Annotated in this window: 23 protein-coding genes, 1 tRNA gene and 2 pseudogenes; 14 read left to right on the top strand and 12 right to left on the bottom strand. The window is 49.1% G+C overall.

The window, feature by feature from the left end; genetic code table 11:
• The first annotated feature begins 1,092 nt into the window (after positions 1-1,092).
• The 7 genes and pseudogenes from DS739_RS10750 (at position 1,093) to DS739_RS10720 (ending at position 9,036) form a co-directional block, all read left to right on the top strand.
• On the top strand, positions 1,093-2,193 hold the full coding sequence (locus DS739_RS10750; protein WP_006115895.1) for a hypothetical protein: 1,101 nt from the start codon (positions 1,093-1,095) through the stop codon (positions 2,191-2,193).
• 65 nt (positions 2,194-2,258) lie between these two features.
• The gene (locus DS739_RS10745; protein ID WP_035352169.1) at positions 2,259-3,881 is read left to right on the top strand and encodes a hypothetical protein; all 1,623 of its coding nucleotides are present in this window, start codon (positions 2,259-2,261) and stop codon (positions 3,879-3,881) included.
• A complete protein-coding gene (locus DS739_RS14655; protein WP_081461425.1) occupies positions 3,881-4,195 on the top strand; it encodes a YkgJ family cysteine cluster protein in 315 nt (104 codons plus the stop codon). The genes DS739_RS10745 and DS739_RS14655 overlap by 1 nt, the downstream gene beginning before the upstream one ends.
• Positions 4,196-4,596: 401 nt before the next feature.
• A pseudogene (locus DS739_RS14310) lies at positions 4,597-4,744 on the top strand (deoxyguanosinetriphosphate triphosphohydrolase); the annotation flags it as partial.
• Positions 4,745-4,933: 189 nt separating this feature from the next.
• Positions 4,934-6,622 (top strand): RNA-directed DNA polymerase, encoded by a 1,689-nt coding sequence (locus tag DS739_RS10730; protein ID WP_035352154.1) that lies wholly within the window; start codon positions 4,934-4,936, stop codon positions 6,620-6,622.
• The gene (locus tag DS739_RS10725) at positions 6,615-8,222 is read left to right on the top strand and encodes a DNA polymerase (protein WP_035352150.1); all 1,608 of its coding nucleotides are present in this window, start codon (positions 6,615-6,617) and stop codon (positions 8,220-8,222) included. The genes DS739_RS10730 and DS739_RS10725 overlap by 8 nt, the downstream gene beginning before the upstream one ends.
• A 421-nt stretch (positions 8,223-8,643) precedes the next feature.
• Positions 8,644-9,036: a helix-turn-helix domain-containing protein gene (locus DS739_RS10720; protein WP_232517466.1), complete on the top strand. Its 393-nt coding sequence runs from the start codon at positions 8,644-8,646 to the stop codon at positions 9,034-9,036.
• A gap of 38 nt (positions 9,037-9,074) precedes the next feature.
• Here DS739_RS10720 and DS739_RS10715 read toward each other — a convergent pair whose 3' ends face one another.
• Positions 9,075-10,166, bottom strand: coding sequence for a site-specific integrase (locus DS739_RS10715; RefSeq protein WP_035352148.1), 1,092 nt, complete (start codon positions 10,164-10,166; stop codon positions 9,075-9,077).
• An 88-nt stretch (positions 10,167-10,254) separates the two neighbouring features.
• A tRNA-Glu gene (locus DS739_RS10710) sits at positions 10,255-10,330 on the bottom strand.
• Between the two features lie 405 nt (positions 10,331-10,735).
• Between DS739_RS10710 and cysG the strand changes: the two genes are divergently transcribed.
• The 5 genes from cysG (at position 10,736) to DS739_RS10685 (ending at position 16,203) form a co-directional block, all read left to right on the top strand.
• Complete coding sequence (gene cysG / locus DS739_RS10705; protein ID WP_035353304.1) at positions 10,736-12,139, top strand: siroheme synthase CysG; 1,404 nt, start codon at positions 10,736-10,738, stop codon at positions 12,137-12,139.
• Between the two features lie 90 nt (positions 12,140-12,229).
• Positions 12,230-13,657: an FAD-binding oxidoreductase gene (locus tag DS739_RS10700; RefSeq protein WP_006115901.1), complete on the top strand. Its 1,428-nt coding sequence runs from the start codon at positions 12,230-12,232 to the stop codon at positions 13,655-13,657.
• 98 nt (positions 13,658-13,755) lie between these two features.
• Positions 13,756-14,568, top strand: coding sequence for a MetQ/NlpA family ABC transporter substrate-binding protein (locus DS739_RS10695; protein ID WP_006115902.1), 813 nt, complete (start codon positions 13,756-13,758; stop codon positions 14,566-14,568).
• Positions 14,565-15,548: a methionine ABC transporter ATP-binding protein gene (locus DS739_RS10690; protein WP_035353307.1), complete on the top strand. Its 984-nt coding sequence runs from the start codon at positions 14,565-14,567 to the stop codon at positions 15,546-15,548. The genes DS739_RS10695 and DS739_RS10690 overlap by 4 nt, the downstream gene beginning before the upstream one ends.
• Positions 15,529-16,203: a methionine ABC transporter permease gene (locus DS739_RS10685; RefSeq protein ID WP_006115904.1), complete on the top strand. Its 675-nt coding sequence runs from the start codon at positions 15,529-15,531 to the stop codon at positions 16,201-16,203. Before DS739_RS10690 ends, DS739_RS10685 begins: the two co-directional genes overlap by 20 nt.
• 55 nt (positions 16,204-16,258) lie before the next feature.
• Here the strand turns inward: DS739_RS10685 and hmpA are convergent.
• Positions 16,259-17,472 (bottom strand): annotated as a pseudogene (gene hmpA / locus DS739_RS10680) (NO-inducible flavohemoprotein).
• A 369-nt stretch (positions 17,473-17,841) separates the two neighbouring features.
• On the opposite strand from hmpA, the gene DS739_RS10675 reads away from it, so the two are divergent.
• Positions 17,842-18,210: a helix-turn-helix domain-containing protein gene (locus DS739_RS10675; RefSeq protein ID WP_003626381.1), complete on the top strand. Its 369-nt coding sequence runs from the start codon at positions 17,842-17,844 to the stop codon at positions 18,208-18,210.
• Positions 18,211-18,313: 103 nt separating this feature from the next.
• On the opposite strand, the gene DS739_RS10670 is transcribed toward DS739_RS10675, so the two are convergent.
• Positions 18,314-19,471, bottom strand: a complete 1,158-nt coding sequence (locus tag DS739_RS10670) for a serine hydrolase (RefSeq protein ID WP_006115906.1) — start codon at positions 19,469-19,471, stop codon at positions 18,314-18,316.
• Between the two features lie 45 nt (positions 19,472-19,516).
• Positions 19,517-20,185, bottom strand: a complete 669-nt coding sequence (gene alkB, locus DS739_RS10665) for a DNA oxidative demethylase AlkB (protein WP_035353310.1) — start codon at positions 20,183-20,185, stop codon at positions 19,517-19,519.
• Between the two features lie 109 nt (positions 20,186-20,294).
• Here alkB and DS739_RS10660 point away from each other — a divergent pair, with 109 nt between their 5' ends.
• On the top strand, positions 20,295-20,681 hold the full coding sequence (locus DS739_RS10660; RefSeq protein ID WP_006115908.1) for a hypothetical protein: 387 nt from the start codon (positions 20,295-20,297) through the stop codon (positions 20,679-20,681).
• A 71-nt stretch (positions 20,682-20,752) separates the two neighbouring features.
• Here DS739_RS10660 and DS739_RS10655 read toward each other — a convergent pair whose 3' ends face one another.
• From DS739_RS10655 to pdxA, 7 genes are all read right to left on the bottom strand, one after another.
• Complete coding sequence (locus DS739_RS10655) at positions 20,753-22,207, bottom strand: sodium:solute symporter (RefSeq protein WP_035353313.1); 1,455 nt, start codon at positions 22,205-22,207, stop codon at positions 20,753-20,755.
• Positions 22,204-22,401 (bottom strand): DUF3311 domain-containing protein, encoded by a 198-nt coding sequence (locus DS739_RS10650; RefSeq protein WP_081461426.1) that lies wholly within the window; start codon positions 22,399-22,401, stop codon positions 22,204-22,206. The genes DS739_RS10655 and DS739_RS10650 overlap by 4 nt, the downstream gene beginning before the upstream one ends.
• A gap of 158 nt (positions 22,402-22,559) precedes the next feature.
• The gene (locus DS739_RS10645; protein ID WP_006115910.1) at positions 22,560-23,051 is read right to left on the bottom strand and encodes a hypothetical protein; all 492 of its coding nucleotides are present in this window, start codon (positions 23,049-23,051) and stop codon (positions 22,560-22,562) included.
• 32 nt (positions 23,052-23,083) lie between these two features.
• Positions 23,084-24,229, bottom strand: a complete 1,146-nt coding sequence (locus DS739_RS10640) for an anhydro-N-acetylmuramic acid kinase (RefSeq protein ID WP_006115911.1) — start codon at positions 24,227-24,229, stop codon at positions 23,084-23,086.
• A 4-nt stretch (positions 24,230-24,233) separates the two neighbouring features.
• Positions 24,234-24,590 (bottom strand): DUF6476 family protein, encoded by a 357-nt coding sequence (locus tag DS739_RS10635; protein WP_035353316.1) that lies wholly within the window; start codon positions 24,588-24,590, stop codon positions 24,234-24,236.
• Between the two features lies 1 nt (position 24,591).
• Positions 24,592-25,314 (bottom strand): pyridoxine 5'-phosphate synthase, encoded by a 723-nt coding sequence (locus tag DS739_RS10630; protein WP_006115912.1) that lies wholly within the window; start codon positions 25,312-25,314, stop codon positions 24,592-24,594.
• A complete protein-coding gene (gene pdxA, locus DS739_RS10625; protein WP_006115913.1) occupies positions 25,311-26,282 on the bottom strand; it encodes a 4-hydroxythreonine-4-phosphate dehydrogenase PdxA in 972 nt (323 codons plus the stop codon). The genes DS739_RS10630 and pdxA overlap by 4 nt, the downstream gene beginning before the upstream one ends.
• Positions 26,283-26,318 lie beyond the last annotated feature (36 nt).

Here is a 26,318-nt window from a genome sequence, read left to right as displayed (position 1 = left end):
ATGTAAGACTGTATCTTGAAAAAGAAAAATACATGCTTAGTTTGGCAAGGTTGAAAAGTCGTAGGATACTACTATTGCAAAATTGAAAACAGATTTTTATAATTGAGTGATGCCTAATATTTTCTCTGACCCAGATGATTTTTCCGACAGCATAAAGTCCTTTTCTTCGTATTCTGTCGCGATAGATTACTCGTTTAAGATACTAGAACGCACTGTTCTTTTAGTTCCTATATTTGCATTTTGGCAGAAGGGACATAATTATTTTTTTCTTTTAATAGGAATTATTTTCGCGTCTCTTCTTATTTTAGATCTTTGGATTAAATTTTTTTGTAAAACGATCAATTACCCACATGCTCATATGAAAGGTTTTTTCTTCTCTAGATTTGGAAGAATTGCCCAATTTTTAATTTTGAGCGTTTCAGCTATTGCAATTATGTATTTTGGTTCTCGTTTTCTTGCTCTTTTTATTCAGTTACAAATAAGAAGCTGAATATCATGCATCGCGCTCTTGTTGGACGTAAAAAATCCGGGCACAAAGCCTGTCGTGCCGAAAACCAGAAGATAATGATAATCCGCCGCTGACTGCCGTTTTTGTCGATAAAAAATCCACTTAATCGCGATAAAAGTGCAGAAGTTAATGATGAATCTGCCAATCAAGCAGAAGCTCCGTCAACCACGCGGACAGATCCAGACATTCCGCTTACGCCTCGTTGCGGACATGCAAGACACGTGAACAACTTTCCGAAAGCGGACATCACTATTACATGCCGCTATTGTCACTTTGGTTCAAAAGAGGCTCGACCGCTAGCGGTCGGCTTGCGCACGTTGACGACCATTTGATCGAATTTTTTGTCAGCCATTTGCACTCCGGTCCCTGATGGCGCTCATCATCCCTTGGCAGTCAGCCTCAGCCTCTTGCAAGCTACTTGGTAGAGAGAACAGCACAATAGCCAACAAAAGCGTGTAAGGCTCTCGTGCGATGGTATCATATCTGGGTAACCAAAGCCTGCTATGGACCATATCCTTCTCGTCGCGTAGTTTCATCAACTTATTTTCTGTTAATCTCAGGCTATTTCAGGTCAGGATATTGCAATGCCTCTTCCACTTATTCTTGGTGCTGCGGCTCTGGCCTCGGCAGCCTACGGAGCCAAGAAGGGCTACAACGGTCATCAGAAGCACTCAGAAGCTGATACGATCGTCAAAGACGCCAAGAATCGTTATGATCAAAAAAGAAAGATCTTCGACGCACAAGAAACAGCGACCAGTTCAGCGCTTGAAGTGCTTGGAAAGGAAGAGCTGAGCATCGGTCAGCGTTTTAATGAGTTCAAAACTCTTGCTGATGCATTGCTACAAAAATTAAATGTTGGCCGTCAGGATAAATTGGAAATCAACATTCCTCAGCATAAGCTGGAAAGCGTTGAGAGTTACAGCTACACCGCCATTGGCGTGTTGGGGGCGGCAGCGGGAGCCGGTCTGACCGGCGCTGCTACCGGGTTTGCCATATACGGTGGTGTAATGGCACTGGGTGCTGCCTCCACTGGTACCGCTATTTCCTCCTTAGCTGGTGTAGCTGCCACTAACGCCACATTGGCAGCGATTGGCGGTGGCTCGCTCGCGACTGGTGGCTTAGGTATGGCCGGTGGCACGGCAATTCTCGGTGCTGCAGTAGCTGGTCCAGTGCTGGCCATCGTTGGCTGGGCATACAACACTCATGGCGAAGGAGCATTGAAAAACGCCCACAAGGCCAACGATGAAGTCGACAGCGCAGTGGAAAAGCTGGAAAAAGCCCAGCATCAGCTCGAAAAAACTGAGGATTATGCATCCGATATTCTTAACGTATTGAAGTCGGTTTACGTTCAGTTTGATAATTACTTTGATATTCTAAAGGCTGTTGCCAGCCAAATCGATTCTGCCAAAGTGCTTAAGCAGGATCCACAAGCCGTTCTGACGCAACTAAATGACACTATCATGCGTGCGATTAGCAATGGCTACGCTCTGGCGGCTATCCTTGTCGACCTGATCACCACGCCGATTTTCAAGGCTAAGCATGTTAATGGTGAGGCTGTAAAAGATGAAAATGGCTTGCCTGAGATGGAAACGGACGCAGACGGTTCGATGATCCTCAATACCGATGAATTGGATAGGGAGATCCACAAAGCCACGGCAAGTGCTGCCTGTGTAGAGCCTGCTTGACTTATGGCAGGGCCTAACAGCCCTGCGCTTACCTTAAATATTATCTAAGTCTTATGGACGCCATTATGCACACCGCCGCACAAGATTTCCCCTGGGCTGCAGAGCTCGAGAAAACCATAATAAACAGCTTGGTAACCAGCTTTGGTCTGGATTTTCTGCTTTTCGAAGACAAGAAAGGCGGCAAAGTCGATACCATAAACAACGTACGTAATGGTGTGTGGGCAACAGCCACTGAGCAACAACGCTATGAACAACGCGGTGAGTATGACAGCACAGCTTACCATAAAAATGCCAATTACATAGCTACAGGCCAGAAGAATAAAACTCAGCAGGCCAACGCAACTTTACACGATTCTTACCGTAACACAGAGATGGGAACGCATGAGAAGCGCAACCTCGATCACGTGATTAGCACTAAGGAAATTCATGATGACGCGGGGCGCGTGCTGGCAGGACTGGATGGAGTAAAACTGGCCAACCAGGACAGTAATCTGCAACCTACGCACGAGACTGTTAATAAATCGAAAAAACAACTATCGATCAATGAGTATCTACAGAGGCTTCCAGGCCTGATTACTTCACATGAAACAACGTTAGCTAAAGACCGCAAGCGCCTTGAGGCCATGCCTCGTGAAACGCCGCAGCAGCAGAACAAAGCGCGAGAGCTGGAAAGCAAGATTCATGCAACTGAGAAGAAGCTTACCGAACTGAAAGCGATCGATCCCGAAGCCATGCGTAAACGTGATGAAAAAGCACGTGCGCCATATGAACAGCAAATAAATTACACCTATTATACCAGTAGTAAGTTTTTGCACCAAACAGCTCGTGCTGCGGGCATGGCTGGTCTAGCCATGGGCACTCGGCAGATGCTTGGGGTTATCATGGCAGAGATCTGGTTTGAGTTGCGTGAGCAACTACCGATATTACTTGAGAATCTCAAAAAAAACTTTAAATTTGAAGTGTTCGTTGAAAGCATCAATAAGTCTCTCAAAGGTATCTGGGAACGGGTCAAGGCACGCTTTAGTTCTTTTCTGCAAACATTTAAGGACGGTGTTTTTGCGGGAATCTTCGGAAGTCTAACAACGACAATATTCAACATTTTTGCCACCACCCAAAAAACGACGATCAAAATCATTCGTGAGGTATGGGGGCAACTGGTTCAGGCCATCAAATTGATAATATTCAATCCTGACCAGCTCAATTTTGTTGAACTCTGTCAGGCGGTGACTTCGCTATTATGCATAAGTGTCGCTACGGTAGTTGGGTCAATAACCTATACTCAGTTGCTGCCAATTTGCACTTTTCCATTTGGCGCTGAGTTAGCCGGGTTTGCTGGTGCCCTTGTAACCGGAGTGCTAACTTTGGGGCTCAGTTATTTTTTGCTATATAGCGCGATAGCGGAAAAAATCTGGACTTATATGGGCTTATTAAGTCCTTATGCAGAAACGATCAAACAGTTTCAGGCTATTAATGCGAAACTGGATCGCTACCTAATTGAGTTAAGTCAGATAGAATTCAATCTGGATCCAGGAGAACTGCAAACCTTCACGCTGGAGCTGAAGGCTTGTAACGATGAGCTGCAGCGCACTGTAATGCTAAAGCAAGAAGTGGAAGCTCGTGGCATCGTATTGCCGTTCGAAATGGATAATGTGGCGAGTACCCGGAATTGGTTGACCTCGCTACTGTGATGCTACAATCGTTTCCCTGTACGCAGTGCGGGCTGTGTTGTCGTCATGTGCATCTGGCAGAGCAAACACGGTATTTAGACCGGGGAGATGGAGCATGTCGTTACTACGATGATGCGAACAAGCACTGCCTTATTTATGAAACGCGGCCAGATATCTGTCGAGTGGACCAACAATATCGAATACATTATGCAGAGCAATACAGCTGGGAAGGATTTGTTGATGCAAATATTGCTGTTTGCAGGTTACTGCAAAATACCGCATCTGTTCCAACTCGGCTGCAACTGGATGGAGATGGTCGTCTAAATAACGAATAAAATCTTCTTTCCCGCATATTTTCCGTGTAGTGAAGGCAGCGAAGCTATGGGTACAGCAGACTTTACTACACAGGACGACCAGTTATCTTGGGGCTACGCGAGAAGAAGCCAGTCAGGTATCGCCTACATGTCAGACATACACACTGCCAACTGGTTTTCCACACAGCGGACATCATCTGTTCGAATCTGAACTGTCGAATGAGCCCAGAAGCCAAATAATAAATTTATTGCCTTCGTGACGATGATGTAGCATGGCAGCTTCCTTGTGGCCGACATTGGAAAGCATAAATTTTCGACTTAAAATCGACCTAGATCATTAGAAGCAGGACATACCCATGACCTCTGATTTAAGCTTTTTTAAAGAGCAACTTTATGGAAATCAGCCCCAACGCTCAGGAGCCCCTCGTTCACCATTTCAGAGAGACCGCACACGCATGTTGCATTCAGCTGCGTTTAGGCGGCTACAAGGCAAGACACAGGTGATGGGTACCGGAGAAGGTGATTTTCATCGCACACGCCTAACTCATTTTATTAAAGTGTCCCAGATCGGTTACGGTCTACTTCAATTATTCCAATCCAGGAAAGAGATTCTCTCTGAGAACGACCAAAAGTGGCTACCTAAGCGGGATCTGATTGAAGCCGCCTGTCTCGCTCATAATCTTGGTCTTCCTCGTCTTCGCAGCTCTTGCGGAATTTGAGCGCACTCTCATCCGTGAGCACACTGAGGGAAGCCGACCAATGGACAGCAATGAACGAGTTGACTATGTAATCAATCCTGCTTTTTGGTTAAACGGGCAAGCGCTTGGGTTTCCGGTTAACTTTGACCTTGTGCTAAAGCATTTGCGTCAGGATATGCGCGACGACTGGTATTTTGACTGTCTTCAGTATGACGATTTATTCAATAATCCAGCTGAAGCAAAGCGAATCATCATATCGCTTTTGCAGGAGTGGAACGGTGTATATTGTGGCACTCGCAGCGTCGTTCGGAATATACCGAAGAAGGGATTCGGAGAGCGATATGGGCTAGAAACCGACTTCTTTGATCGGTTTGTTTATCAATCGATATGTAGCTTTCTCATACCTTTTTATGACCCTCTCCTCGGCCACAGAGTGCTGAGCTACCGCTATGATCCAGCACCTCTGGATGCGAAGTATCTGTTTAAAAACAAGATAGACCGTTGGTTTACTTTTGAGGGTGTGACGCTCACTTTCCGTAGATCAGGTCGCCATCTACTAATTACCGATTTAAGTAATTTTTTTGAGAATGTGTCGCGGGTTCAGATCGTAAATGCACTCGAAAAGGCTGTTCCTGACATCGAGGCGACCGGCCCGGAAAAGCTTCAGATTCGCAATGCGATCGCCACGCTTGACCGGCTACTAACGCAATGGACGTTCAGCCGCGATCATGGCCTTCCTCAGAACCGCGATGCTTCCTCGTTTCTGTCAAACATTCTCCTGTCTTCTGTAGATAAGGAAATGACGAGGAAAGGTTATGACTACTTCCGTTACGTGGACGACATACGCATCATTGCCGACTCTGAACTCCACGCTCGGCGAGCTTTACAGGACCTCATTAGGGAGCTGCGGACGGTCGGGCTAAACATCAACGCAAACAAGACCGAAATTCTCTCCCCGGACGTTTCGAGCGAAAGAGTTGCTGAGTTTTTCCCCTCGCAAGACAGCTCTACAATCGCGATAAACCAAATGTGGCAGTCTCGCAGTCGTCGCATCGTGACCAAGTCGGTGACTTATATTTTTGGCATTCTTAGTCGGTGCATTGCCGATGGAGATTCGCAGACAAGAACCTTCCGTTTCGCCGTGAACCGGGTAGCAAAAATCGTTGAGTCCGGCCTCTTCGATGTAGGTGACTCATTATCGATTGATCTGCTTGATACCCTGTCGCGCTCGTTATCTGAGCACGCAGTTTCAACTGACCAATACTGTAGGCTAATAGCGACGTTGGACCGCGATGGCCGCTGCATGCCAGCGTTGGAGGCGTTTCTGCTCGCAGAAGACGGAGCAATCCATGACTGGCAAAACTACAATATCTGGATGTTACTGGCTGTTCGAAAATATCGATCTGATCAACTCGTGACGCTAGCCGAAAGTAAGCTACGTGAAGACGTAAAGTCGGGAGAAGCAGCGGCCATCCTGATATGGCTACGATGCGTAGATGAAAAGGTCATCATAGAAAGATGCATCAAAGAGTTTGTATCTTTGCCATATCAAAACGCTCGGTACCTACTGATAGCCTCTTCAATACTAGATCAGGATGCGCTGCGCCCACTATATGGCAGTGTGCCGATCTCTCTGAAGGGAACTGGTCGCAGGGCTGAGCAACACTGCAACGAGGACGGCCTTCCTTTTGCTGTCCGCGAGAGCACAGATCTTCTGAATCTTGTCGATGAGGTCAGCGGATATGACTGACGGCTCGTTCAGGCTTATGCTTTTTGTAAAAGATTTTACCGACAGAGGAGGCGACTCTTACTATTGGTTCCGAGATGGTCAGCTTCAGGAAACCGATGCCGCCACCGTAGTCAGCTTCACAGAAGTTGTGGTTTGCCATGATTTCTGGATGATTCGCGACGCCTTGTTCGACAGAACGGGAACTTTGCCAGCAACGATTGTTGACGTTGACGAGTTTCGTATCTCGACCAGCGGCATTCCCGAAGACCGGCTCTCACGGGAAAAGCGCGATGTTACGACTCAACTTGGACATTACGGAGCTGAGCAAGACGTTTGTGACAGATACAGAAAGATGTTCAACAAAGGCGCGCCCTTTGATGCAGAAGTTGTCTGCAAGGCCGCTACCGCGATCGAGGCGATGTATCTCAAGCTCTGCGAGCAAGCATCTGCAAACGGCGAGTTGGAACGCTTTTTCACCGTCGAAGTCCCCGCATATCGGCTGCTTCAGCTCTCCATGTCAGCTGGAATTTCAATTGATACAATCGGGCTTTCAGAAAAGCGGTCACAGGCGGAGCATGACTACTTCCTAGCGCTCAAGGCTTATTCTGCGAAGCATGATATGCCGCTTGAGACGCCAAGTAGACGCGCTTTGGAGTCCAAGCTCGTTTTGGAAGGCTTCGAACTTGATGAAGTATCTATAGAGTATCTTCTGGAATTCGTACCTCACGATCGCGACTTCGGCGGAGACACTATGGCGCTTCTTGCCCTTGACGTTACGCGTCGAGTGTTGGGTTCTCTAACATTGGCTACCAACATCACTCGACCGGTCGTAGATGTATTTGGGTCACGCACGTCGCGCGTCCAGCTGCGCAGCCCCAGCCTCCAGAATATTCCGAAGCGATATCGATCCATCATCTCCGCACGCACCGGTGCCAAACTTTGCTACGTCGATTTTGACCAATTCGAGGTGGGTATAATGGCCGCTCTCTCCGGGGATGAAGAGCTTAAGCGTCTTTACGCTGCAGGCGACATGTATGATCTATTTGCGAACACACACTTAGGTTTGGTCAATAACCGGAAAGCCGCCAAGCAGCTGTTCCTGTCCTATGCGTATGGGATGAGCAGAAAAGCTTTGATCGACGCCGCCTATTCACTTGGAGTGGAAAGGCAAAAGGCAAAGGAGGCATTCCGGCTTTTCCAGCGGTATGAGGATTGGAAGAGGTCGATATGGGCCGAGTTCCAAGGTACTGGCCGCGTTGCTACGGTATTAGGTAACCACTACCGAAGGATTGGAAAGGGACAGTTGAGCGGTAAGGAGCAACGATCAGCGGTCAGTCAGGTTGTTCAGGGGACGGCATCTCTGATATTTAAGCGGGCACTCTTGGCGGTCGCTTCCATCGATGATGTGAAAGTAGTTTTGCCAATGCACGACGCCCTGCTGTTCGAGCACAGGTTAGCCGGAACGCCGGATAAGGTTGTTAGAGCCTTCGAGACAGTGATGACTGAAGTGCTCAATTCAATAGTTTCAGGAAAGGCGTCGATCAGCGATTTTGTTGAACGTGAACAAGCCCTTTCATTTTCGGACACAGTGAAAGCTGAAGTCCTTCAAATGGCGGGTTAGCAGTGAAAGTTGAAAGAATTTTTCCTTTAGAGCACGGCATGAACAGGGGGCACCCTCATCAGGCTAGGACGGGGTGTTTTTCATGGCATTGTATTGATGGATATTGTTAATTATCTGATTTACACGAAAAACTCTAATTTATAATCGAGCGGGAATTATAAATAGAACTACTAAACGAATGTCCGGTTTTCCAGTTCCTATCCGAAACCTGACATTCGGCTTCCCCCCGAAGGCCGCCTTTCCTGAACGATTTTTTCATAAGGAGAAGCGGCGCTTGATGGAAGCACTTTTGGCTCAGAAAATAGGGGTATCATTCTCGGCCGGTTTCTATCCCTCGCTGGCGGTTTCAGAATTGTGAGTTATCATTAAAGGAGAAAGTGATTCGTGAGTGTCACGGATCTGGCCATCGCAGAGGGTCATCATGTCACGAAACGCTACACGCTTGCCTCAACAGGATAGTCTGGAACCGGCGTCCGCCTCACAACGTATTTCCGCCTATGTAAGGCGGGGATTGATGCGGTATCAAGAGGCAGCAGATTATCTTGGGATCGCCAAGGGAACGCTGGCCAACTGGGTTTCGCAGCGAATTGGCCCACGGTCCGTCAAGATCGGCAGCATGCGGCTGTTTCGCCAGGAAGATCTCGATCTCTTTATTGAAGAAAAGCTTTTTGAAACCGAACGGTTTGAAAAGCGTCGCCGCCGTCAGCGCGGACGAGGTGCACTGGTTCTGACCTGCCCGCATCCTGATCTGTTTCTCTTCTCCGTGATGGCGTTGGCAGCCTTCCTCTTCACCCGTGTTATCGGCTTCCAGTAAAACGCGCTCTGGTTACCTTTGATTATCCTGGCTGGCAGTTAGCGCGTCTTGTCCGCAATATCTCCTGGCACAGGCTGATAGTAGCGATTGAGCGACTTCAGGTCTCGATGGCCTGTGACCCGGGTCAGTTCAATTGGGTTCAGATAGCGCGCCAGACGCGATGTCGCTTCATGGCGCAAGTCATGAAAGGTCAGGCCCTGAATTCCGGCCTGCCGGGTCATGCGACCAAACAGGACAGAAAAGATTTTTCTCTCCCCCACCGAAAAGACAAAATCTTTTCGGTCTGGTACCGTTTCCATGGTGGCCCGCTTTTCCATCAGGACACGTTGTGCACCCTTGGTCATGGGGCGGATCTCGGGACCGAGCTCTTCTCTATGCCGGTCACTCTTCACACGGGCGAGGGAAATGGTCTGCCTGCGGAAGTCGATATCCTGCCAGCGCAGACTGAGAGATTCCCCTAAGCGGCAGCCTTGTTCAATCGACCACCTGATGAGCCACACCACATCAGGGTAATGCCTGAAAACCCCGTCTGGCCGAGAAGCAGCCCGCAGAAGTTCGTCTTCTTCGCCGTCCTTTAATCTCCGGTTTCTCTTGCGATCCGCTCCCTCGGGCCGTTTGGTCCTTTTGGCGGAAGCATGATTGAGGATGGTCGTGTCCCATTCCGAGTTGGCGTACTCGATGATGGCCGCAATCATGTTCAGGCGTTTGACGACGGTTCCCTTGGCCAGTCCCGCTGCCAGCATGGTGTCACGAAAATCCCGGACATCGCCATTGGTCCATTTGTCGATTTTCAATAAGGCAATGTCGGAACTAAGAAGGGCTGGAAGATGGCCCATACGATCGGCATCGCGTTCTGTCATGCGCTCCCGGCCGAAGCGCTCAAAGAGTTCACCAAAAGTGATCTGGTTTCTCTTGCGTGTGGGTGGCTCAAGTTGGCCCACATGCGCCTTGGCCCGTACGTCCTGAAGCCAGCGGCGGGCGAGGCTGGCTGACGCAAAGGTTTCGCGGTGACGTTTGCCGTTCACCATCTTGCGGGCCTGATACTGGCCGGGGCCACGATACCAGACGCCCTTGGGCAACGGCTTCCCTGTCACAGGGTCCTTGAGGGTCTCTTTTGGTGGTTTGGTCATCGTTATTCGATCCTCTCCCAGTTTGGCTCGGGATTGGCTCAAAAATCAACGATTTTCAGATTAACCTGCTGCAAGTCCTTGAAAAACTTGGCGTCCCGTACGGGATTCGAACCCGTGTTGCCGCCGTGAAAGGGCGGTGTCCTAGGCCTCTAGACGAACGGGACAAGAGGCTGATGCGGCTTCCTACGAGAAAAATATCTTCAGCACAAGCAGATTCTTTGGAGGTGTATACGTTTTGGTGGAAAAACGCAGGCAAACGTTTGATTTTTGGCAGAATACGGCCAATTACAGGGGAGAGCTAACGCAAACATTCAAAAGTATATGATAATAATAGGGAAGGTTCATAAAGGTCATGTAGCAAGGGTGAAGTTGGTAAGCTGGGTCAACATCGAGCTTCAGAGAATATAACTTTTCCAAATATTGAATAGGTGCGTTTCAATTTATGTCAGCAATTTTCATACATTAAACAGGCGGCTTTTTGCCCATAAAGGTAGGGTCTGGAAATCTTTTTCGCGTTTGAGGTGTTTGGGCTCTTGCATCTAGAGCAGAAGCCTGCTTGCAGAGGCGCTATGCAAGGTTTGTCAGAAAATACAGGTTGGTTTCCCGTCGTGTTTCGCATGGAAGGCGAGCGGGTTCTTGTTGTGGGTGGCGGAAATGTTGCCGCTAGCAAGGTGCAGCTTCTTGTATCCACAGGTGCGCGGGTTGAGGTGCTTTCGGCTTCCTTGTGTTCCGAACTTGAACGGATGGTGGATAAAGGCACCATACACCATTTTCCGCAGGATACATCTGCACAGGATTTGCAGCCGCGCCTTGCTGGCTGTCGTCTGGTTTATCTGGCAACCAATGATCGAGATCTGAACCAAGCACTTGCCACTCTATGCAAAGCGGAGAATGTGCCAGTTTGCGCCGTGGATGATCCGGCTATTTCCACATTTATTACGCCTGCATTGGTCACACGAGGGAAAGTGCAGGTTGCTATTTCTACTGGAGGAGCCGCTCCCGTTCTTGCCCGTAGGTTAAGAACAATGGTGGAGCGTGTTCTGCCAGAAGGCCTGCACCGTCTGGCAGATTTTATGTCCACTATGCGGGATGAATTGCGCCAGCGTATCCCTGATACTTCGGCACGTCGGCAGTTGTGGGAACATTTTCTTGATGGAGAAGGTGCACGCGTTGCTTTGGCAGGCAATACGGTTGAAGCCACACGCAGCCTGCAGGAGCTGGAAGAGGGGAACGCTGCCCGCGGTGAGGTCTGGTTGGTTGGGGCAGGGCCGGGTAATCCTGATTTGCTAACTCTGGCTGCTTTACGGTTTATGCAGGATGCGGACGTTATTCTGTATGACAATCTGGTTGGTCCAGAAATTTTGAATTATGTGCGGCGAGATGCCGAACGTGTTTTTGTAGGAAAAAAGCGCAATCGTCATACATTGCCACAGGAAGACATTAATCATGAACTGGTGCGGCGTGCACAGGCTGGCCAGCGGGTTTTGCGTCTGAAAGGCGGAGATCCTTTTATATTTGGCCGAGGCGGGGAAGAACTGGAAACATTGGTAGAGGCCGGTGTACCGTTCCGGATTATTCCGGGTATTTCTGCTGCCAATGGATGTGCGGCATATGCTGGTATTCCACTTACACATCGTGATTGCGCGCAGGCCTGCCTGTTTATTACGGGACATGCACGTGCAGACGGCGTGCTGAATCTGGAATGGGAAACCATTGCTCTTAAAAATCAGACAGTGGTGATTTATATGGGGCTAACAATGCTTTCTCAGCTTTGTGCCCAGCTTGTTAAGCACGGATTGCCTGAAAACTGGCCTGTCGCTGTTGTGGAAAAAGGTACTTTGCCAGAGCAGAGAGTATGCGAGGGCACATTAGCGACCCTACCAGCACTGGTGGCCGAACAGCAGATACAAAGTCCGGCACTGGTGATTGTTGGAGAGGTTGTACGCCATCGTGTGATCTCACCGCGTTACTAATTTAAGATACAAGACCAAGCCGTTGATATTTGCGGCACCTTTGCCAGCCGATTTAAAAAGTCGCCGCTTATCGGAAAGACAGGACAGAACATGATAAACACTTCATTACCCCATGCAGACGCTGCCAAGCGGGCTGAGGCTGTGCTGGCGGAACTAAAAGCACAGTTTAATGAACGTGTTTCGTGCAATGAGTCTGTTTGTGAAGCCCATAGTCATGGAGAGGCTTTGCAGGTGGCCCGTATGCCCACTGCCGTGGTGTTTGCTGAAAGCACGGCGGATGTGTCCGAAGTGCTCAAGCTTTGCCATCATTATCAGGTTCCAGTGGTTGCATTTGGGGCAGGCACATCGGTGGAAGGGCATGTTACGCCCCCAGAGCATGCCATTAGCCTTGATCTTTCCCGTATGACAGAAGTGCTGGAAGTTAATCCGGCTGATCTGGATTGCCGTGTGCAGGCGGGTCTGACCCGGCAAGTGCTGAATGTTCAGTTGCGGGATACGGGCTTGTTTTTTCCGGTTGATCCGGGTGGGGAAGCAACATTGGGCGGCATGTGCGCCACGCGTGCTTCTGGCACAGCCGCTGTGCGTTACGGCACCATGAAAGAAAATGTGCTTGGGTTAACTGTTGTGCTGGCAAATGGAGAGGTTATTCGTACTGGTGGGCGGGTGCGCAAGTCTTCCACCGGGTATGATCTTACGTCTTTGTTCGTAGGGTCTGAGGGCACGCTAGGGATTATTACAGAAGTGCAGTTGCGCCTCCATGGTATTCCCGAACAGCTTTCGGCTGCCATTTGCCAGTTTGAAAATCTGCATGATGCCGTCAGCACAGCTATTGAAATCATCCAGATGGGGGTGCCTATCGCCCGGGTGGAACTGATGGACGATGTGCAGATGGCTGCCAGTATCAGTTATTCTGGCCTGACAGATCTACAGCCTCTTACAACCCTGTTTTTTGAATTTGCTGGTGCGCCAGAATCCGTGCGTGAACAGGTGAGTGTTACGGAAGACATTGCGCGCGAAAACAATGGGTTGCGCTTTATGTGGGCCGATACGGCGGATGAGCGCGCACGCCTTTGGAAGGCGCGGCACAATGCGTTTTGGGCTGCCAAGGCGATTGATCCTGCAGCGCGTGTTATCAGCACGGATTGCATTGTGCCCATTTCTCGCTTGGCAGATCTGATAGATGGCGTTCGACAGGATATTGCGGCCTCTGGCTTGCAGGCTGCTATTTTAGGCCATGTTGGTGATGGCAATTTCCATACCCTGATCATGACAGAAGATAGTGATACTGGGCATGCCCGCGCGCTTGATCTTGATCGCAAGATTGTTGCACGAGCCTTGGCGATGGGGGGCTCATGCAGTGGTGAACATGGTGTGGGTTTGGGCAAGCTGGAATTTCTTGAAACCGAGCATGGGGCAGGGGCTCTGGCTGTCATGCGGGCGTTGAAAGCAACGCTGGATCCGTTGAACATTCTAAATCCCGGCAAGCTGTTGCCAGAAGGGCCTGTGTTCAAAGGGTAAGGAGCGTACGGGTGGCTCTCCCGTATAAACTTGACATTTACGTGTTATTTTCTGTTTATACACACAAAATCGTATTTATCTGGAATGGACTATAAATCATGTCTTCGTCCTTTTTATCCCGTAGGGTAATGCTTGCCGGAATGGGCGTGGCCATGATGGCCCCCTACGGTGTTGCGCGTGCAGATGGTCAGGTTTTGCGGATCGGCATTATTGCCGGGGAAGATGAAGATGTTTGGCGTGTGGTGGCAGAAAATGCCGCCAAGGAAGGGCTGACACTCAAGATTATTCCGTTTTCAGATTACAATGCGCCGAATGAGGCATTGGCTGAGCACGAACTGGATGCAAATGCGTTCCAGCATGGGCCATTTCTGGAAGCACAGAACAAGGCCAAGAATTTCCATATTGTGTCTGTCGGCAACACGTATCTGTCTCCCATAGGTTTGTATTCTCGGCGCTGGAAGTCTGTTGCAGAACTGCCCAACAAAGCAGTTATTGGTGTGCCTAATGACCCAACAAATGAAGGGCGTGCCCTTTTGTTGCTGCAAAAACTGGGGCTGATTAAAGTGGCAGAAGATGCTGGTTTAGTGCCGACTGCATTGGATATTACCGAAAACCCACGCCAGATTTCTGTAAAAGAAATGGATGCTGGAATGGTGGGGCGCGCACTGCCAGATATGGATGCTGCTGTGGTAAATACAGATTGGGCCAACAAAGCAGGTATTGATTTACAGAAAGAGCGGATTGCGCAGGAAGCTCCACAAAATAACCCGTATGTCTGCTTTATTGCGGTGAACGAAGCAGATAAGGGTGCACCATGGGTGAGCAAGCTGGTTTCAGCTTTTCAGCAAGATAATGTCAAACAGGCGTTGGCACAGGCTTTTCATGGTGCAGTTGTGCCGGGTTGGTCATGAGTCTTTTACAGGTTGAACATCTTACCCGCTCATTTGGCGGGCAGCCTGCCCTTAAGGATATTTCGTTTACGGTTGAAAAAGGCGATAGTCTCGGCATCATCGGGCGCTCTGGGGCGGGCAAGTCCACCCTATTACGGTGCCTGTGCGGGCTGGATCGTCCTCAATCGGGGCGTATTTTGTTAGAAGGGCAGGATCTGGCGGTTCTTCCAGAATCTCAGATTATTCCTTTACGCCGGCGTATTGGGCTTGTGTTCCAGCATTTCAATTTGCTGACATCCCGCACTGTAGCGGCCAATGTGGCTTTGCCATTAGAAATTGCAGGCATACCACGGGATCAGCGCGTGAAGCGTGTATCGGAACTGCTTGATCTGGTGGGTTTGGCCGATCATGCTCATAAATATCCGGCTATGCTCTCTGGTGGGCAAAAGCAACGTGTTGGTATCGCCCGTGCCCTTGCAGCACAACCTGCCTTGCTGTTGTGTGATGAGGCCACTTCTGCGTTGGACCCTGAAACGACAGAGTCGATATTGGCTTTGTTAAACAGCATCAATCGTGAATTGGGGCTGACTATTGTTTTTATTACGCATGAAATGGACGTTGTGCGTGCATTAGCCAAGCATGTTCTTGTGTTGGATCATGGCCGGGTTGTGGCACGAGGCCTTCCGGCGGATATTTTGGAAGAAACCAGCCTACAAGCTGCCTTACCCCCGAATATGGAACGCAGCCCACAAGAAGGGAGTCATGCAGTGGTCAGGTTAACGGTGGACCAGAACCTAATTATGGCGCCGTTACTGCAAAACGTGCAGCAGATGTGCCAGACACAGGCCTCTTTGTTGCGCGTTATTCCTGCTGAGGATGCGGAATATCAGGTGTTGGATGTTTTGTTGCAGATTGGAGATGTTTCCGTTGCGACCATGAACTTTCTTCAGCAAAATTGTCATGCAGCAGAAGTGGTAGGATATGTCCCGGCTCATTCTTGATCTGCTATGGCACGCTACAGTCGAAACGCTGATAATGGTGCTGGTATCTGGGATTATTGCAGTATTTTTTGGGCTGCCATTAGCTGTTTTTATGGTTGTTGCAGGGCGTGGTGGCCTTTACCCATTGCCTGTGCTGCCACGTTTACTTGGTGTGGTGATTGATGCCATCCGGGCTGTGCCATTTATTATTCTTCTGGTGCTGCTTATTCCATTTACGCGGATAGTTGTTGGAAGTGCGTTGGGCACAACGGCTGCCATTGTCCCGCTTTCCATTGCTGCTATTCCGTATTTTGCACGCATTGCCGAGGTTTCGTTGCGGGAAGTTGATCATGGATTGGTGGATGCCGTACGTGCCATGGGCGGAACACGGTGGATGGTTATCCGTTATGTTTTGCTACCAGAAAGCATGCCAGCGCTTGTATCTGGCATAACGGTTACACTGGTGACCTTGGTGGGTGCATCAGCTATGGCTGGCACTATTGGGGCTGGCGGTTTGGGGGATCTGGCTATTCGTTATGGCTATCAGCGCTTTAACACTACCGTGATGTTAGGAGTGGTCGCCGTATTGATTGTGTTGGTGACGGGGATGCAGGCTTTGGGCAACTGGCTTTCCCGCATATTACGCCATTCTGAGCGCATCAGAATAGCCGACTAAAGTTTAAAAATGGCCTCTCTATTCTTCATCAAATAGAGAGGCCAACATTGTAAAATTAAGCGCCTACAAGTTCTGCATCAGCCGCAGACCCAAAGAATTCATAATGAATCTGGTTTTCCGGCACACCAGCTTCTGTAAGAGCTTTAATCATATCTCGCATAAAGCTATCGGGGCCACAGATATTGTAATCTGCGGTTATATCTACACGAGGTTTAATCCATTCTGCGCTGATTCTGCCTTCATGCAGCGTCACGTTCTTGCTTGAACGGTTTGTGGGCACGGGGAGTGGCTATAGAAAATATCAGCTTCAAGAGCATCTTTTTCAGCCAAAGTAGAGATATAATCCGTAAATGCTTCATCCTGTGCAGTGTGAACACCGTGGATGTAGTGGATATTGCGCTTGGTGCCATCTTTCAAAAATGCACCAAGGGTAGAAATAAAAGGTGTTTGTCCAACACCTGCACACAGCAGAACGATTTTGCTGTTTTTTTCTGTTCCGGGGGTAAAATCTCCTGCTGGTGCAGAAACGTCCAGAACCTGTCCTTCTTGCACAGTATCATGCAGCCATTGAGAAACCACACCCCCATCTGCCCGACGAACACTAATGCGGTAATGATCTGCGCCGGGTTCGGAGGAAATACTGTAGTTGCGTCGTTGTGAGCCATGCTCAGGAACATCCAGCTTAAAGCTGAGATATTGCCCGGCTTCGTGCTTCATAATGGGTTTGTTATCAACAGGCACCAACTCGAAGGATGTAATGGTATCACTTTCCCGCACTTTGCGTCGTACCGTAAAGGGCCGCCAGCCTACCCATCCACCTGGTGCTGCGGCATGGGCCTCGTAAATCTGTTCTTCACGGCCAATTAGAATTTCTGCCAGGAACCAGTAAGCTTTCCCCCATGCTTCCAGAATTTCGGGGGTGGCGGCATCACCTAATACCTGAGCAATCGCTCCCAAAAGTGCATCAGCTACGTAGGGATAGTGCTCTGGAAGAATGTTCAGTCCAACATGTTTTTCAGCAATACGTTCAACCATGCCGCCTAGTGCGCCTAGGTTCTCTATATTGCGGGCATAAGCCAGCACAGCCAAGGCAAGGGCTTTGGGTTGTTCTCCATCTTTTTGGTGAGACATATTGAAAAGATCCCGAATATCGGGGTTGGAGAGCAGGCGTTTATACATTTCCTGCGTAATATCCAGCCCGTGTGCTTCAAGCGCAGGGACACAGGCTTTTATGATTGAGATTGTTTTTGCATCAAGTGGTGAAGGCATGGAGAGGATTCCGTATAAAATGTATTTCAGTTACATCTTATAGGCACATAGAAAGATGTCAATAATGCACATCTTTTGTGCGGAGATGGCTGCATTGTGATGCATGCAATATTTAAGTGTATGGATGCACTATATTTGGGGTGTTATGTTAGATAATGGCTAATATTAAACGATTTATGGAAAAAGACATTTTTGATTTTGCATTTCTGTAAATCTAAGACTACTTATTGCATATAACAAAATATGTTATCAGGTTATTAAGTTTGCAATGATCTGCCATACTTTGCAGAGCATGAAATATGGCAACCATAAAATATTGGGCATACTACAAGAACCACGGTAACTCTGGAGCAATGGATATAAAGAGCAATGGCTGACCAGGACGACGTTATTTCACCCGGGATAGATCTTGGGCAAAGGATCAAGATCCTGCGTAAATCCGCTGGACTTACGCAGCAGCAGGTTGCAGACGCGCTGGGGGTTTCAAGGCCAGCTATCGCTTTTTGGGAAACCGGACGGGAAGGAAGCGCCAGAAAGCATATTCCCAAACTGGCGGCACTTTTTAATGTTGACCCAGAAATTTTTCTGACCGGCTACGTGCAGGAAGATATTGAGTTGGTGATTACACCCGATGAGCATGATGTGATCCGGCTTTACCGTATGCTTGATCCATCTCGCAAAGTATCTGCTCAGAAATGGTTAGAACGGCAGGCCCGGATGGCCCGACAGGAAGACTAAATTTATCGGGTAAATTTTTATATGTTAGGCAACTTCTTTTCGGTGTTTATAGGTGAGCACCTTTATGAACACTGAAAAGAAGTTGCCTGTATAAAGTTGCTGTTCAAAGGCGCTCTAAAGCCAAAGCTGCCGCAGAAGCAACATCATGCCGTAAGACAATAACATTGCCCTTTCCGTAAGGGTGAACCCTGTTTGTTAAAATCAGAACAAAGCTATCTGTTTGCGGCACTAACCACAGAGATGTACCCGTAAAACCGGTATGGCCAAACGATCCTATGGGAAAGTAATCACCTCGCGGGGTAGAATAATGAGTGGCAATATCCCACCCTAAACCTCGTTGATCGGTTTTGCCCGCAGGTTGCTGCGGGGATGACATCATGACCAGTGTTTCTGCCTTAAGTGGAAAAGGAGAAGAACGCCCGGCGCGTTTGTTGAGCAGCGCAATGGCGTAGCGTGTCATATCATCCGCGCAGGAAAATAATCCTGCATGACCTGCGATACCTCCCATCCGGCGTGTTGTGGGATCATGCACGATACCACGAAGAAGGTTTCCCTTTTCATCATACTGAGTAGGGGCAATTGTGCTGGAAAGTGTGGGAGCTGGAGTAAAAAAGGTTCTTTTTAGGCCCAGTGGTTTGAAAATATTTTGTGTTGCGTAGTCTTGTAGGGTCAGGTCAGAGAGCTTTTCTACAATCAGCCCAAGCAGGATAAAGTTGATATCACTATAAACAAACAGCTTTCCCGCAGGATGAATGGGCGTGCAGGAAAATGCCATCTGTATAGCTGTATTACGGCCTATCCACGGTGTTGAAAGATCCAGATCTGGCGGTAAACCGGAATAGTGCGTGAGCAACTGGCGAACAGTAATTTCCTGTTTGCCTTGTCCGGAAAATTTAGGAAGATAATGGCAAACCGGCACATCTAGTTGGACTAATCCACGTTCATACAACTGCATGATGGCCGGAGCAGTAATGAGCACTTTGGTAAGAGACGCCATATCAAACAGCGTATCCCATGTCATGGCTTCTGGATGAGGTACAAGTGCGCGTTGCCCAAACACACCTTTCCAAACCACTTGGCCTTTATGGGCAATGGCGGCAACGGCTCCCGGTGTTTTACCGTTTTTGATGGCATCCTGAAAAATGCGTTCCACTTGTGTAAAGTTGTTTTGGGTATCGGATGCCATGCTTTTCTTTGTTGAGGAATAGAATAGGCTTGCTGCTCCCGTAAGCAAAATACGACGGCTAAAAGAAGAGGGCATATATTTCTGCCTTATAAGAAAACACCATGAGAAAATTCAATTGGTTCAAGTCGCCACAAATCTAAAGGTAATATTCAGGCGGGTTTCTCCTGTTCTGGCATGTGTGCCAGCCCGAATGGGTTTTATGCCATGAAAGCGTAAGCGATCAGGCCCACCCCACACCAGAACATCTCCATCCCTGAGCAAAATTTGTCGAGTAGGATCTGATCTTTTAAGCCCTCCCCACAGAAAAACCGCTTCCAAGCCAAATGAGAGAGAAACCACAGGCTGTTCCGTACATCCTTCATCGCGGTCTTGATGAAGGCCCATGCGTGCACCAGGGCTGTAAGAATTGATAAGGCAGGCATTGGGCTGGAATTGTGCAAAACCAGCTTTTTGGGCAGCCTTGTGCGCCAAAGTTTGAAAAATGGTAGGCATATTTGGCCAAGGTTGGCCAGTAAAAGGGTTTACTCTGGTATAGCTGTAGCCTTGTGATGTGCTAACCCATCCAAATGTGCCGCAGCACGTCATGGCAACAGACATCTGCCCTCCGCCCGGGGTGTACATTTTTCTAAATGGCGCTTGCTGCGTAATGCGGTGAACAGCCAGCATATAGGCTTCAGCATCATGCAAAGCGAAACCGGGCAATAATACGGCTCCGGCATCCAACTGCACGGAGTTTGGCCGGATATCTGGCAAAAGAAAATCCATTTGCACGGAACGATTGTCTTTCATGGTGAAAGCTCTGTGTGGAAAGTGTTTGCGGTGATGTGCGCTCTCTGGCACAGCATGGAAAGAGTATAGCAGCACCTACGTTTGAAACAGAAGGAGCAGATCCCCAGCAATGTCGGTTTCTGGTCGGGATATGATGTTTATCGGCGGCATTCCGGCTGTTATCAGCTTTAATGCCGGTAGCCGTATGTTTCGTGGGGTTTTTATAGGCCTGAACGCAGAGGTGGATTTTCTGGCGCGTTCTCCCATGGACTTACAGCCCCAAGGTGAGGCGGCTTTAAGTGTGTTTTTGGAAACATGTCGCCAGCAGAATCGTTCTCCTTTGCTTGCACGACAAGTAGGACAAAAAGGTTATCTGCTTGAAGATATCTACGCAGAACTGGAAGAGTCCGCACGCCAGAAAGGGATAGATCTCTATCAGCTTGTGCGTGACCAGACACTGGAATTCCAGAAAACGGAAAATCGAAAAAAAGCTTCAACCGTTTTTCTGAATTTTTAATGGGAACGGCAGATTTTCTAAGAAAAAGGAAGGCTTGGGATAAGCCTTCCTTTTTTAACACCTGTTGTGCATCAGGCAGTTGTATTAGCTGGGATATTCTGTTTGGCGGGGGCCATTACGGATACAAGTGCAACTATGGCAATATTGATAACCAGAGAAAGAAGGCCAGTAGAAATATTGCCAGAAAATAGCCCCAGATTAACGGGGTGAATAGGTTTTAGGCCGTCCATCCAGCAAATACTAACACCAAAAACTGTGCCTACAGCCCACCCAGTCAGCATAGCGACGGCAGAAAAGCGCACACGAAACAGGCCCAGAATAAGCGCAGGGAATGTTTGTAGAATAAACACGCCTCCCAAAAGCTGGAAATCAATGGCAAACTGCGCGTTCAGGAACAATACGCAAATCAGTGCGCCAATTTTTACTATAAAAGCTACAATGCGGCTGGTGCGTACTGGATTTGCCTGTGGGGGAAGCAAATTGTTGGTGACCAGATTGGCCGCGCCAATTGCCATAACGGCCGCAGGCACCAATGCCCCTACGGCAATGGCAGCAAGGCAAAAACCGGCAAACCATGCAGGAAATACACTTTGGAACAGCATTGGCACAACCATGGAGGTATTGGTGGTGTTAATGCCAGCCGCATGCGCCATAAAGCCCAGCATGGCTATAAGCCCCAATACAATGGTGTATGCGGGTAAGAAAACAGCATTCTGTTTGATGGTATCTGCTGAACGAGACGCCAGAATACCCGTAAGTGTATGAGGATATAAAAATGCAGCTAAAGCGGAAGAAAGCGCAAGGGTAGCATAAGGTAAGCTTTGCCCAGTTTTAAGCACCGTATCTGTATGTACCGCAGAGGCAAACAGGGCACTGTAACCGCCGGTGTGTAGGGGTATAACAGTTACCGCTACCAGCACGGCAATATAGATCATAATATCCTTGATAAAGGCCGTAAGTGCCGGAGCATGTAGCCCTCCCAACCATGTGTAAGCGGCTAGGGAAATAAAGGCGATAATGAGTGGTAGATCGCCCGGTAATCCTAAAGCCTGCACCACAGTACGGATACCAATAAGCTGGAGCGCAATATAAGGCATAACCGCTACCAGCCCGGTTAAGGCAATAATCACTTCCAGTGCCCGGCTGTTAAAGCGTGCTTTTACAATATCTGCTGCTGTTGCGTGCCCGCCTGCGCGCGCAATCTTCCAAAGCTTTGGCATAACAAGAAAAATGAAGGGATAAACAATAATGGTATAAGGCAGCGCAAAAAAGCCATATGCTCCCGCCGCATATACCAGCGCAGGTACTGCAATAACCGTATAAGCGGTGTAAAAGTCTCCTCCCACCAAAAACCATGTTACCCACGGCCCAAATTCTCGCCCACCGAGTGACCATTCCTCATGGCTGTCGGTATCACGTTTGGCATGAAACAGGCCGCGTATCCATTGTATGGAACTGCCAACAACAATGGTCGCGGCAAAAAAGAAAACAAAAACGCCAAGCGCCCAAGGGTTTATGGTGCTCATGTGTTTTGCCCCTTTTTCCAGACAATCCAGATAAGAGCAGACGTTACTGGTACCCATGCGAATTGGTACCAGTAGAAAAATGGAAAACCCCACAAAACAGGATCGTGCCTATTATACAGGGGCGTCCAAAGTAACCCTAAAAAGGGCAGGGCGAGTAGGAGGTTCAGATATTTCATTACAGAAAACCCGGTCATTTTGTTTTTTTTGTTCGCGACCGGGAGAAGGATGGCGATGAAAGTTACCGCCTGTCAATTATTCTGTATGTCTTTTTGGTTCGAGAAACCAAGTTGTGTCTTTTCCACTACAAACAGGGGTGCTGTTTGTAGTGGGGCAGAAAAAACAGCTTGATGTTTTAGCGTGTGGCGCTGTGCTTTTTATTCTGTAAAACTTGGTTTAGCTTATCGCCATATTGCCGATAGCTACCCTCTGGCACGCAACCCATTTCTTCCAAATCTGCCAGATCCGCTCCGTGATTGATCCACAGATTTACTTCACGTGAATCAATAGATGGTGGGATTTCACGAGGTTCATAAACAATAGGTGCGTTTTCACCTTCCGTAGCACCAAACAGCATAAAGCTATCGGGTTCTGGTGTTTTACTGGAACTCAGGCTGATTTCCCCACACACAACCTGCTTCTTTTCTGCATTGGGGTGCGTAGTTATTGCGCGGAAAAAAGGGTGGGTATCCGGAAAGCGTTTTGTAAGCGTCTTGAGTGTATTTTTTACAAAAGGGGATGCCTTTTTATCGCTGCCGTCAATAACGGTTTGCGCACTTGCAGAACAGGCTAGTACCGGCGCGCCAAGGGCAGCAAGCAACAGGCCGAATGCCAGAAAGCGTTTCATGGTTTTGAGTCTTTCCTGTTCAATGAAATGTATTAGGCAATATTATACTGCAATTTCGTGTTTAAAACAGCTTTCGCCTTCCATGGTGTAATGCCGCCGCAACTTAACCGACCACCTTGTTGAGGGGCAGGTACACCTGTGGTGGATGGAAGTGATAAAGGGAACCCATACAGGCTTCTTACAGCCAAAAATCCAAAGCACTCGGCTTCCAGCGCATCCCCATTCCATCCAAGAATTTCTGCCGGAGAGACTTGGCCGGGTAACCGTTGAGTAAGTGCTTCCATAATAGCAGAGTTATGTCGACCGCCGCCACATACAAACCATGCTTGAGGCTGCTCTGGTAAAGGCGTGCGGGCAATGGTTTCCGCAGTAAAGGCAACCAGTGTGGCAGCTCCATCTGCCGGGGAGAGCGCAGCAATATTTTGCAAGGCTGTATGAAAGCTTAGCCTGTCGAGAGATTTAGGGGCTGGTTTGCTAAAAAATGGATGTGCCACGAGCTGCTTCAGAATAGATGCAGACACTTTACCGCTGCGTGCCAAGCGCCCATCTTTATCGTAGGGGATGCCAGTATGGCGGAAAGTCCAGTCATCCAGCAGAGCATTGCCGGGGCCTGTATCACAGGCCAGAATCTCACCTGTTGAGGTCAGCAGAGTAAGATTAGCAACGCCTCCAATATTCAGGATTGCAACGGGGCGTGGCTGATCGTGCAAAAGGGCTGCATGATATAAAGGGGCCAGCGGAGCACCTTCTCCGCCTGCGTGTACATCAGCGCTGCGAAAGTCATGGATAACAGGCAAATCTGTAGCAGAAGAAAGCGCAATGGCATTGCCAATCTGCCATGTGCGCCCAGGCTGGTGCAGAATGGTCTGACCATGAAAGCCAATAAGATCGGCTGGCATATCAGGTGCCATTTGGCGCAGTTTTTCAACAGCTATGGCATGCACCTTTGTCAGATCATGTTCTGCAGACAGTAATGCAGGATCAGAAGACGCAAGCTGAGGAGCTTCATCCAGTATGCGGCGCAGGCCTGCCCGTAATTCCGCCGTATAAGGCACGGTCAGCGCTGGGCCGTGCCGGAATATACGTGTGCCATCAGTTTGTATGAGAGCTGCATCTACGCCATCAAGTGATGTGCCACTCATAAGCCCAATGGCGGTAAGGGGAGAAAGCAAAGACATAGTGTTAATGTGCCGCGTTTATATCCAGCCCGGTACGCAACTGGCCGGTTGGCACATCCCATAACAGAATCCGGTCTTGCCCCTGTTCTGTAACATGCAGGGCCAATACGTTATCCCGCACGCGTGTTACGCTTAACAGGTATTCACCAGCAGGTAATGTAGCATGTGCCGTGGAAAGATTGGCAGATGGAGCCGCATCCGATAGCGCAACCGGCGGAAGGTTGGGCGGAGTGGGTTTACTACTCATGCGATGAATAAGTACGCCTGCCAATACCACAACACCCACCACAATCAGCACACCCATGCCAATAACGGCTACAAGTAAGGCTTTGGGTGTTTTGTATTCCTGTGGTTCTTCCATCTTAAAGGGCCGTGCCTTCTGCAATATGGCGTTTCATGCTTTGCACAACGGCTGCCAGACCATCAAAAATGGCCTGTCCAATCAGAAAGTGCCCAATATTGAGTTCTCGCAGTTCTGGCAGGCTGGCGATGGGGCCAACATTTTCAAATGTCAGCCCGTGGCCAGCATGCACTTCCAACCCAAGAGAGGCTGCTTGCATGGCTGCGGCACGCAGGCGTTCCAGTTCTCCCGCTTTCCCTTCTGCATAAGCGCCAGTGTGGAGTTCGACAACTTGTGCGCCTGTTTTGGCGGCAGCTTCTATTTGTGCGGGGGAGGGATCTATAAACAGTGAAACACGGATGCCTGCCTGTGCGAGTTTTTGCACCTTTGGTGTAAGTGTTTCTAGTTGCCCCGCTATGTTCAGACCGCCTTCTGTAGTTAGTTCTTCACGCCGTTCGGGCACAAGGCAGCAGGCATGGGGGCGCAAGCCAAGGGCTATGCCAACCATTTCTTCTGTTGCAGCCATTTCCATATTAAGGGGAGCCGCAATTTCTGCACGCAGGCGTTCTAAATCTTTATCACGGATATGGCGTCTATCTTCACGCAGATGGGCGGTAATACCATCTGCACCAGCCTGAATAGCTAACAGGGCCGCAGCAACGGGGTCTGGATATGTGCCCCCACGTGCATTGCGAATGGTGGCCACATGATCAATGTTGACGCCAAGCCGGATAGCTGAAGTCATGCTGTGTTCCTTCTGTTTTGCGCAAGCTGTGCGGCCAACCGAATGGCAGCAACAAGGCTGCTTGGGTCTGCCTTGTTCTGGCCCGCAATGTCAAAGGCTGTTCCGTGGTCGGGCGATGTGCGGATAATGGGCAGCCCTAGCGTTACGTTCACACCTTCTGCCATATCAAGTGTTTTAAGAGGGATCAGCCCTTGATCATGATACATGCACAAAGCCACATCATAATGGCTGCGCGCTGCGGGTGTGAACATGGTATCTGGCGGCATGGGGCCGGTAATATTAAGCCCCTCCTTCTGTAAGGCTTTAATGGCTGGGATGATAATCTGTTGTTCTTCATGCCCCATCAAGCCGTTTTCTCCCGCATGAGGGTTTAATCCGGCCACGGCAATGCGCGGGGCTTTCAGGCCAAAATCGCGTTTTAGCCCAGTGGTAACTGTGCGGGCTGTTTTAATAATCAACTCTGTATTTAACTGCTCCAGTGCGTGCCGGAGGGAGACATGTACGGTAACAGGCACAACCTTGAGAGAGGGCCCAGCCAGCATCATCACTTCCTGTCCAGGCACATGGCATAGTTCTGCCAGATAGCTGGTGTGCCCCGGATGTTTGAAGCCCGCGCTTTGAATAACCTCTTTGCTGATAGGGTTGGTGATAATAGCGGAGGCTTCACCATTCTGGGCTAATTCTACGGCCAGACGGATGCTTTCAATAACACTGGATGCATTCTGACGGTCTGGTTCTCCGGGAGAGGCAGGTGTTGCCAGTCGGAGGGGGAGCACGGGAATAGCGTGGGAGAAGATATCCGATCCCTGTTCCAGATAGCGCACGGCCTGTACTGGGGCATGTTGCTCCAGAAGGGTAGGGTCTCCCACAAAAACAAAGGGGAGCTTGCTTTCGCGCAATATGCGCCATGCTTTTACAGTAATTTCAGGCGCAATACCTGCCGGGTCACCTTGTGTTAGAGCAAGCATGGGCTTCTTCCTTCAGCGCAGGAAAATACGGGTCTG

This window comes from Acetobacter sp. JWB (assembly GCF_003323795.1).
In the GTDB taxonomy this organism is placed as follows: Bacteria; Pseudomonadota; Alphaproteobacteria; order Acetobacterales; family Acetobacteraceae; genus Acetobacter; species Acetobacter oryzifermentans.
This window is presented reverse-complemented; position numbering and strand designations above follow the sequence as displayed.

What these genes read in the sequence shown, in the direction of transcription:
- DS739_RS10750 (WP_006115895.1), top strand. Translation starts at nt 1,093, where the DNA reads ATGCCTCTTCCACTTATTCTTGGTGCTGCGGCTCTGGCCTCGGCAGCC.
- DS739_RS10640 (WP_006115911.1), bottom strand. Translation starts at nt 24,229, where the DNA reads ATGTCTTTGCTTTCTCCCCTTACCGCCATTGGGCTTATGAGTGGCACA.
- DS739_RS10655 (WP_035353313.1), bottom strand. Translation starts at nt 22,207, where the DNA reads ATGAGCACCATAAACCCTTGGGCGCTTGGCGTTTTTGTTTTCTTTTTT.
- DS739_RS10720 (WP_232517466.1), top strand. Translation starts at nt 8,644, where the DNA reads ATGTCACGAAACGCTACACGCTTGCCTCAACAGGATAGTCTGGAACCG.
- DS739_RS10700 (WP_006115901.1), top strand. Translation starts at nt 12,230, where the DNA reads ATGATAAACACTTCATTACCCCATGCAGACGCTGCCAAGCGGGCTGAG.
- DS739_RS10685 (WP_006115904.1), top strand. Translation starts at nt 15,529, where the DNA reads ATGTCCCGGCTCATTCTTGATCTGCTATGGCACGCTACAGTCGAAACG.
- DS739_RS10670 (WP_006115906.1), bottom strand. Translation starts at nt 19,471, where the DNA reads ATGCCCTCTTCTTTTAGCCGTCGTATTTTGCTTACGGGAGCAGCAAGC.
- DS739_RS10650 (WP_081461426.1), bottom strand. Translation starts at nt 22,401, where the DNA reads ATGACCGGGTTTTCTGTAATGAAATATCTGAACCTCCTACTCGCCCTG.
- DS739_RS10630 (WP_006115912.1), bottom strand. Translation starts at nt 25,314, where the DNA reads ATGACTTCAGCTATCCGGCTTGGCGTCAACATTGATCATGTGGCCACC.
- DS739_RS10645 (WP_006115910.1), bottom strand. Translation starts at nt 23,051, where the DNA reads ATGAAACGCTTTCTGGCATTCGGCCTGTTGCTTGCTGCCCTTGGCGCG.
- DS739_RS10745 (WP_035352169.1), top strand. Translation starts at nt 2,259, where the DNA reads ATGCACACCGCCGCACAAGATTTCCCCTGGGCTGCAGAGCTCGAGAAA.
- DS739_RS10690 (WP_035353307.1), top strand. Translation starts at nt 14,565, where the DNA reads ATGAGTCTTTTACAGGTTGAACATCTTACCCGCTCATTTGGCGGGCAG.
- DS739_RS10730 (WP_035352154.1), top strand. Translation starts at nt 4,934, where the DNA reads ATGGACAGCAATGAACGAGTTGACTATGTAATCAATCCTGCTTTTTGG.
- DS739_RS10660 (WP_006115908.1), top strand. Translation starts at nt 20,295, where the DNA reads ATGTCGGTTTCTGGTCGGGATATGATGTTTATCGGCGGCATTCCGGCT.
- cysG (WP_035353304.1), top strand. Translation starts at nt 10,736, where the DNA reads ATGCAAGGTTTGTCAGAAAATACAGGTTGGTTTCCCGTCGTGTTTCGC.
- DS739_RS10635 (WP_035353316.1), bottom strand. Translation starts at nt 24,590, where the DNA reads ATGGAAGAACCACAGGAATACAAAACACCCAAAGCCTTACTTGTAGCC.
- DS739_RS14655 (WP_081461425.1), top strand. Translation starts at nt 3,881, where the DNA reads ATGCTACAATCGTTTCCCTGTACGCAGTGCGGGCTGTGTTGTCGTCAT.
- DS739_RS10675 (WP_003626381.1), top strand. Translation starts at nt 17,842, where the DNA reads ATGGCTGACCAGGACGACGTTATTTCACCCGGGATAGATCTTGGGCAA.
- pdxA (WP_006115913.1), bottom strand. Translation starts at nt 26,282, where the DNA reads ATGCTTGCTCTAACACAAGGTGACCCGGCAGGTATTGCGCCTGAAATT.
- alkB (WP_035353310.1), bottom strand. Translation starts at nt 20,185, where the DNA reads ATGAAAGACAATCGTTCCGTGCAAATGGATTTTCTTTTGCCAGATATC.
- DS739_RS10715 (WP_035352148.1), bottom strand. Translation starts at nt 10,166, where the DNA reads ATGACCAAACCACCAAAAGAGACCCTCAAGGACCCTGTGACAGGGAAG.
- DS739_RS10725 (WP_035352150.1), top strand. Translation starts at nt 6,615, where the DNA reads ATGACTGACGGCTCGTTCAGGCTTATGCTTTTTGTAAAAGATTTTACC.
- DS739_RS10695 (WP_006115902.1), top strand. Translation starts at nt 13,756, where the DNA reads ATGTCTTCGTCCTTTTTATCCCGTAGGGTAATGCTTGCCGGAATGGGC.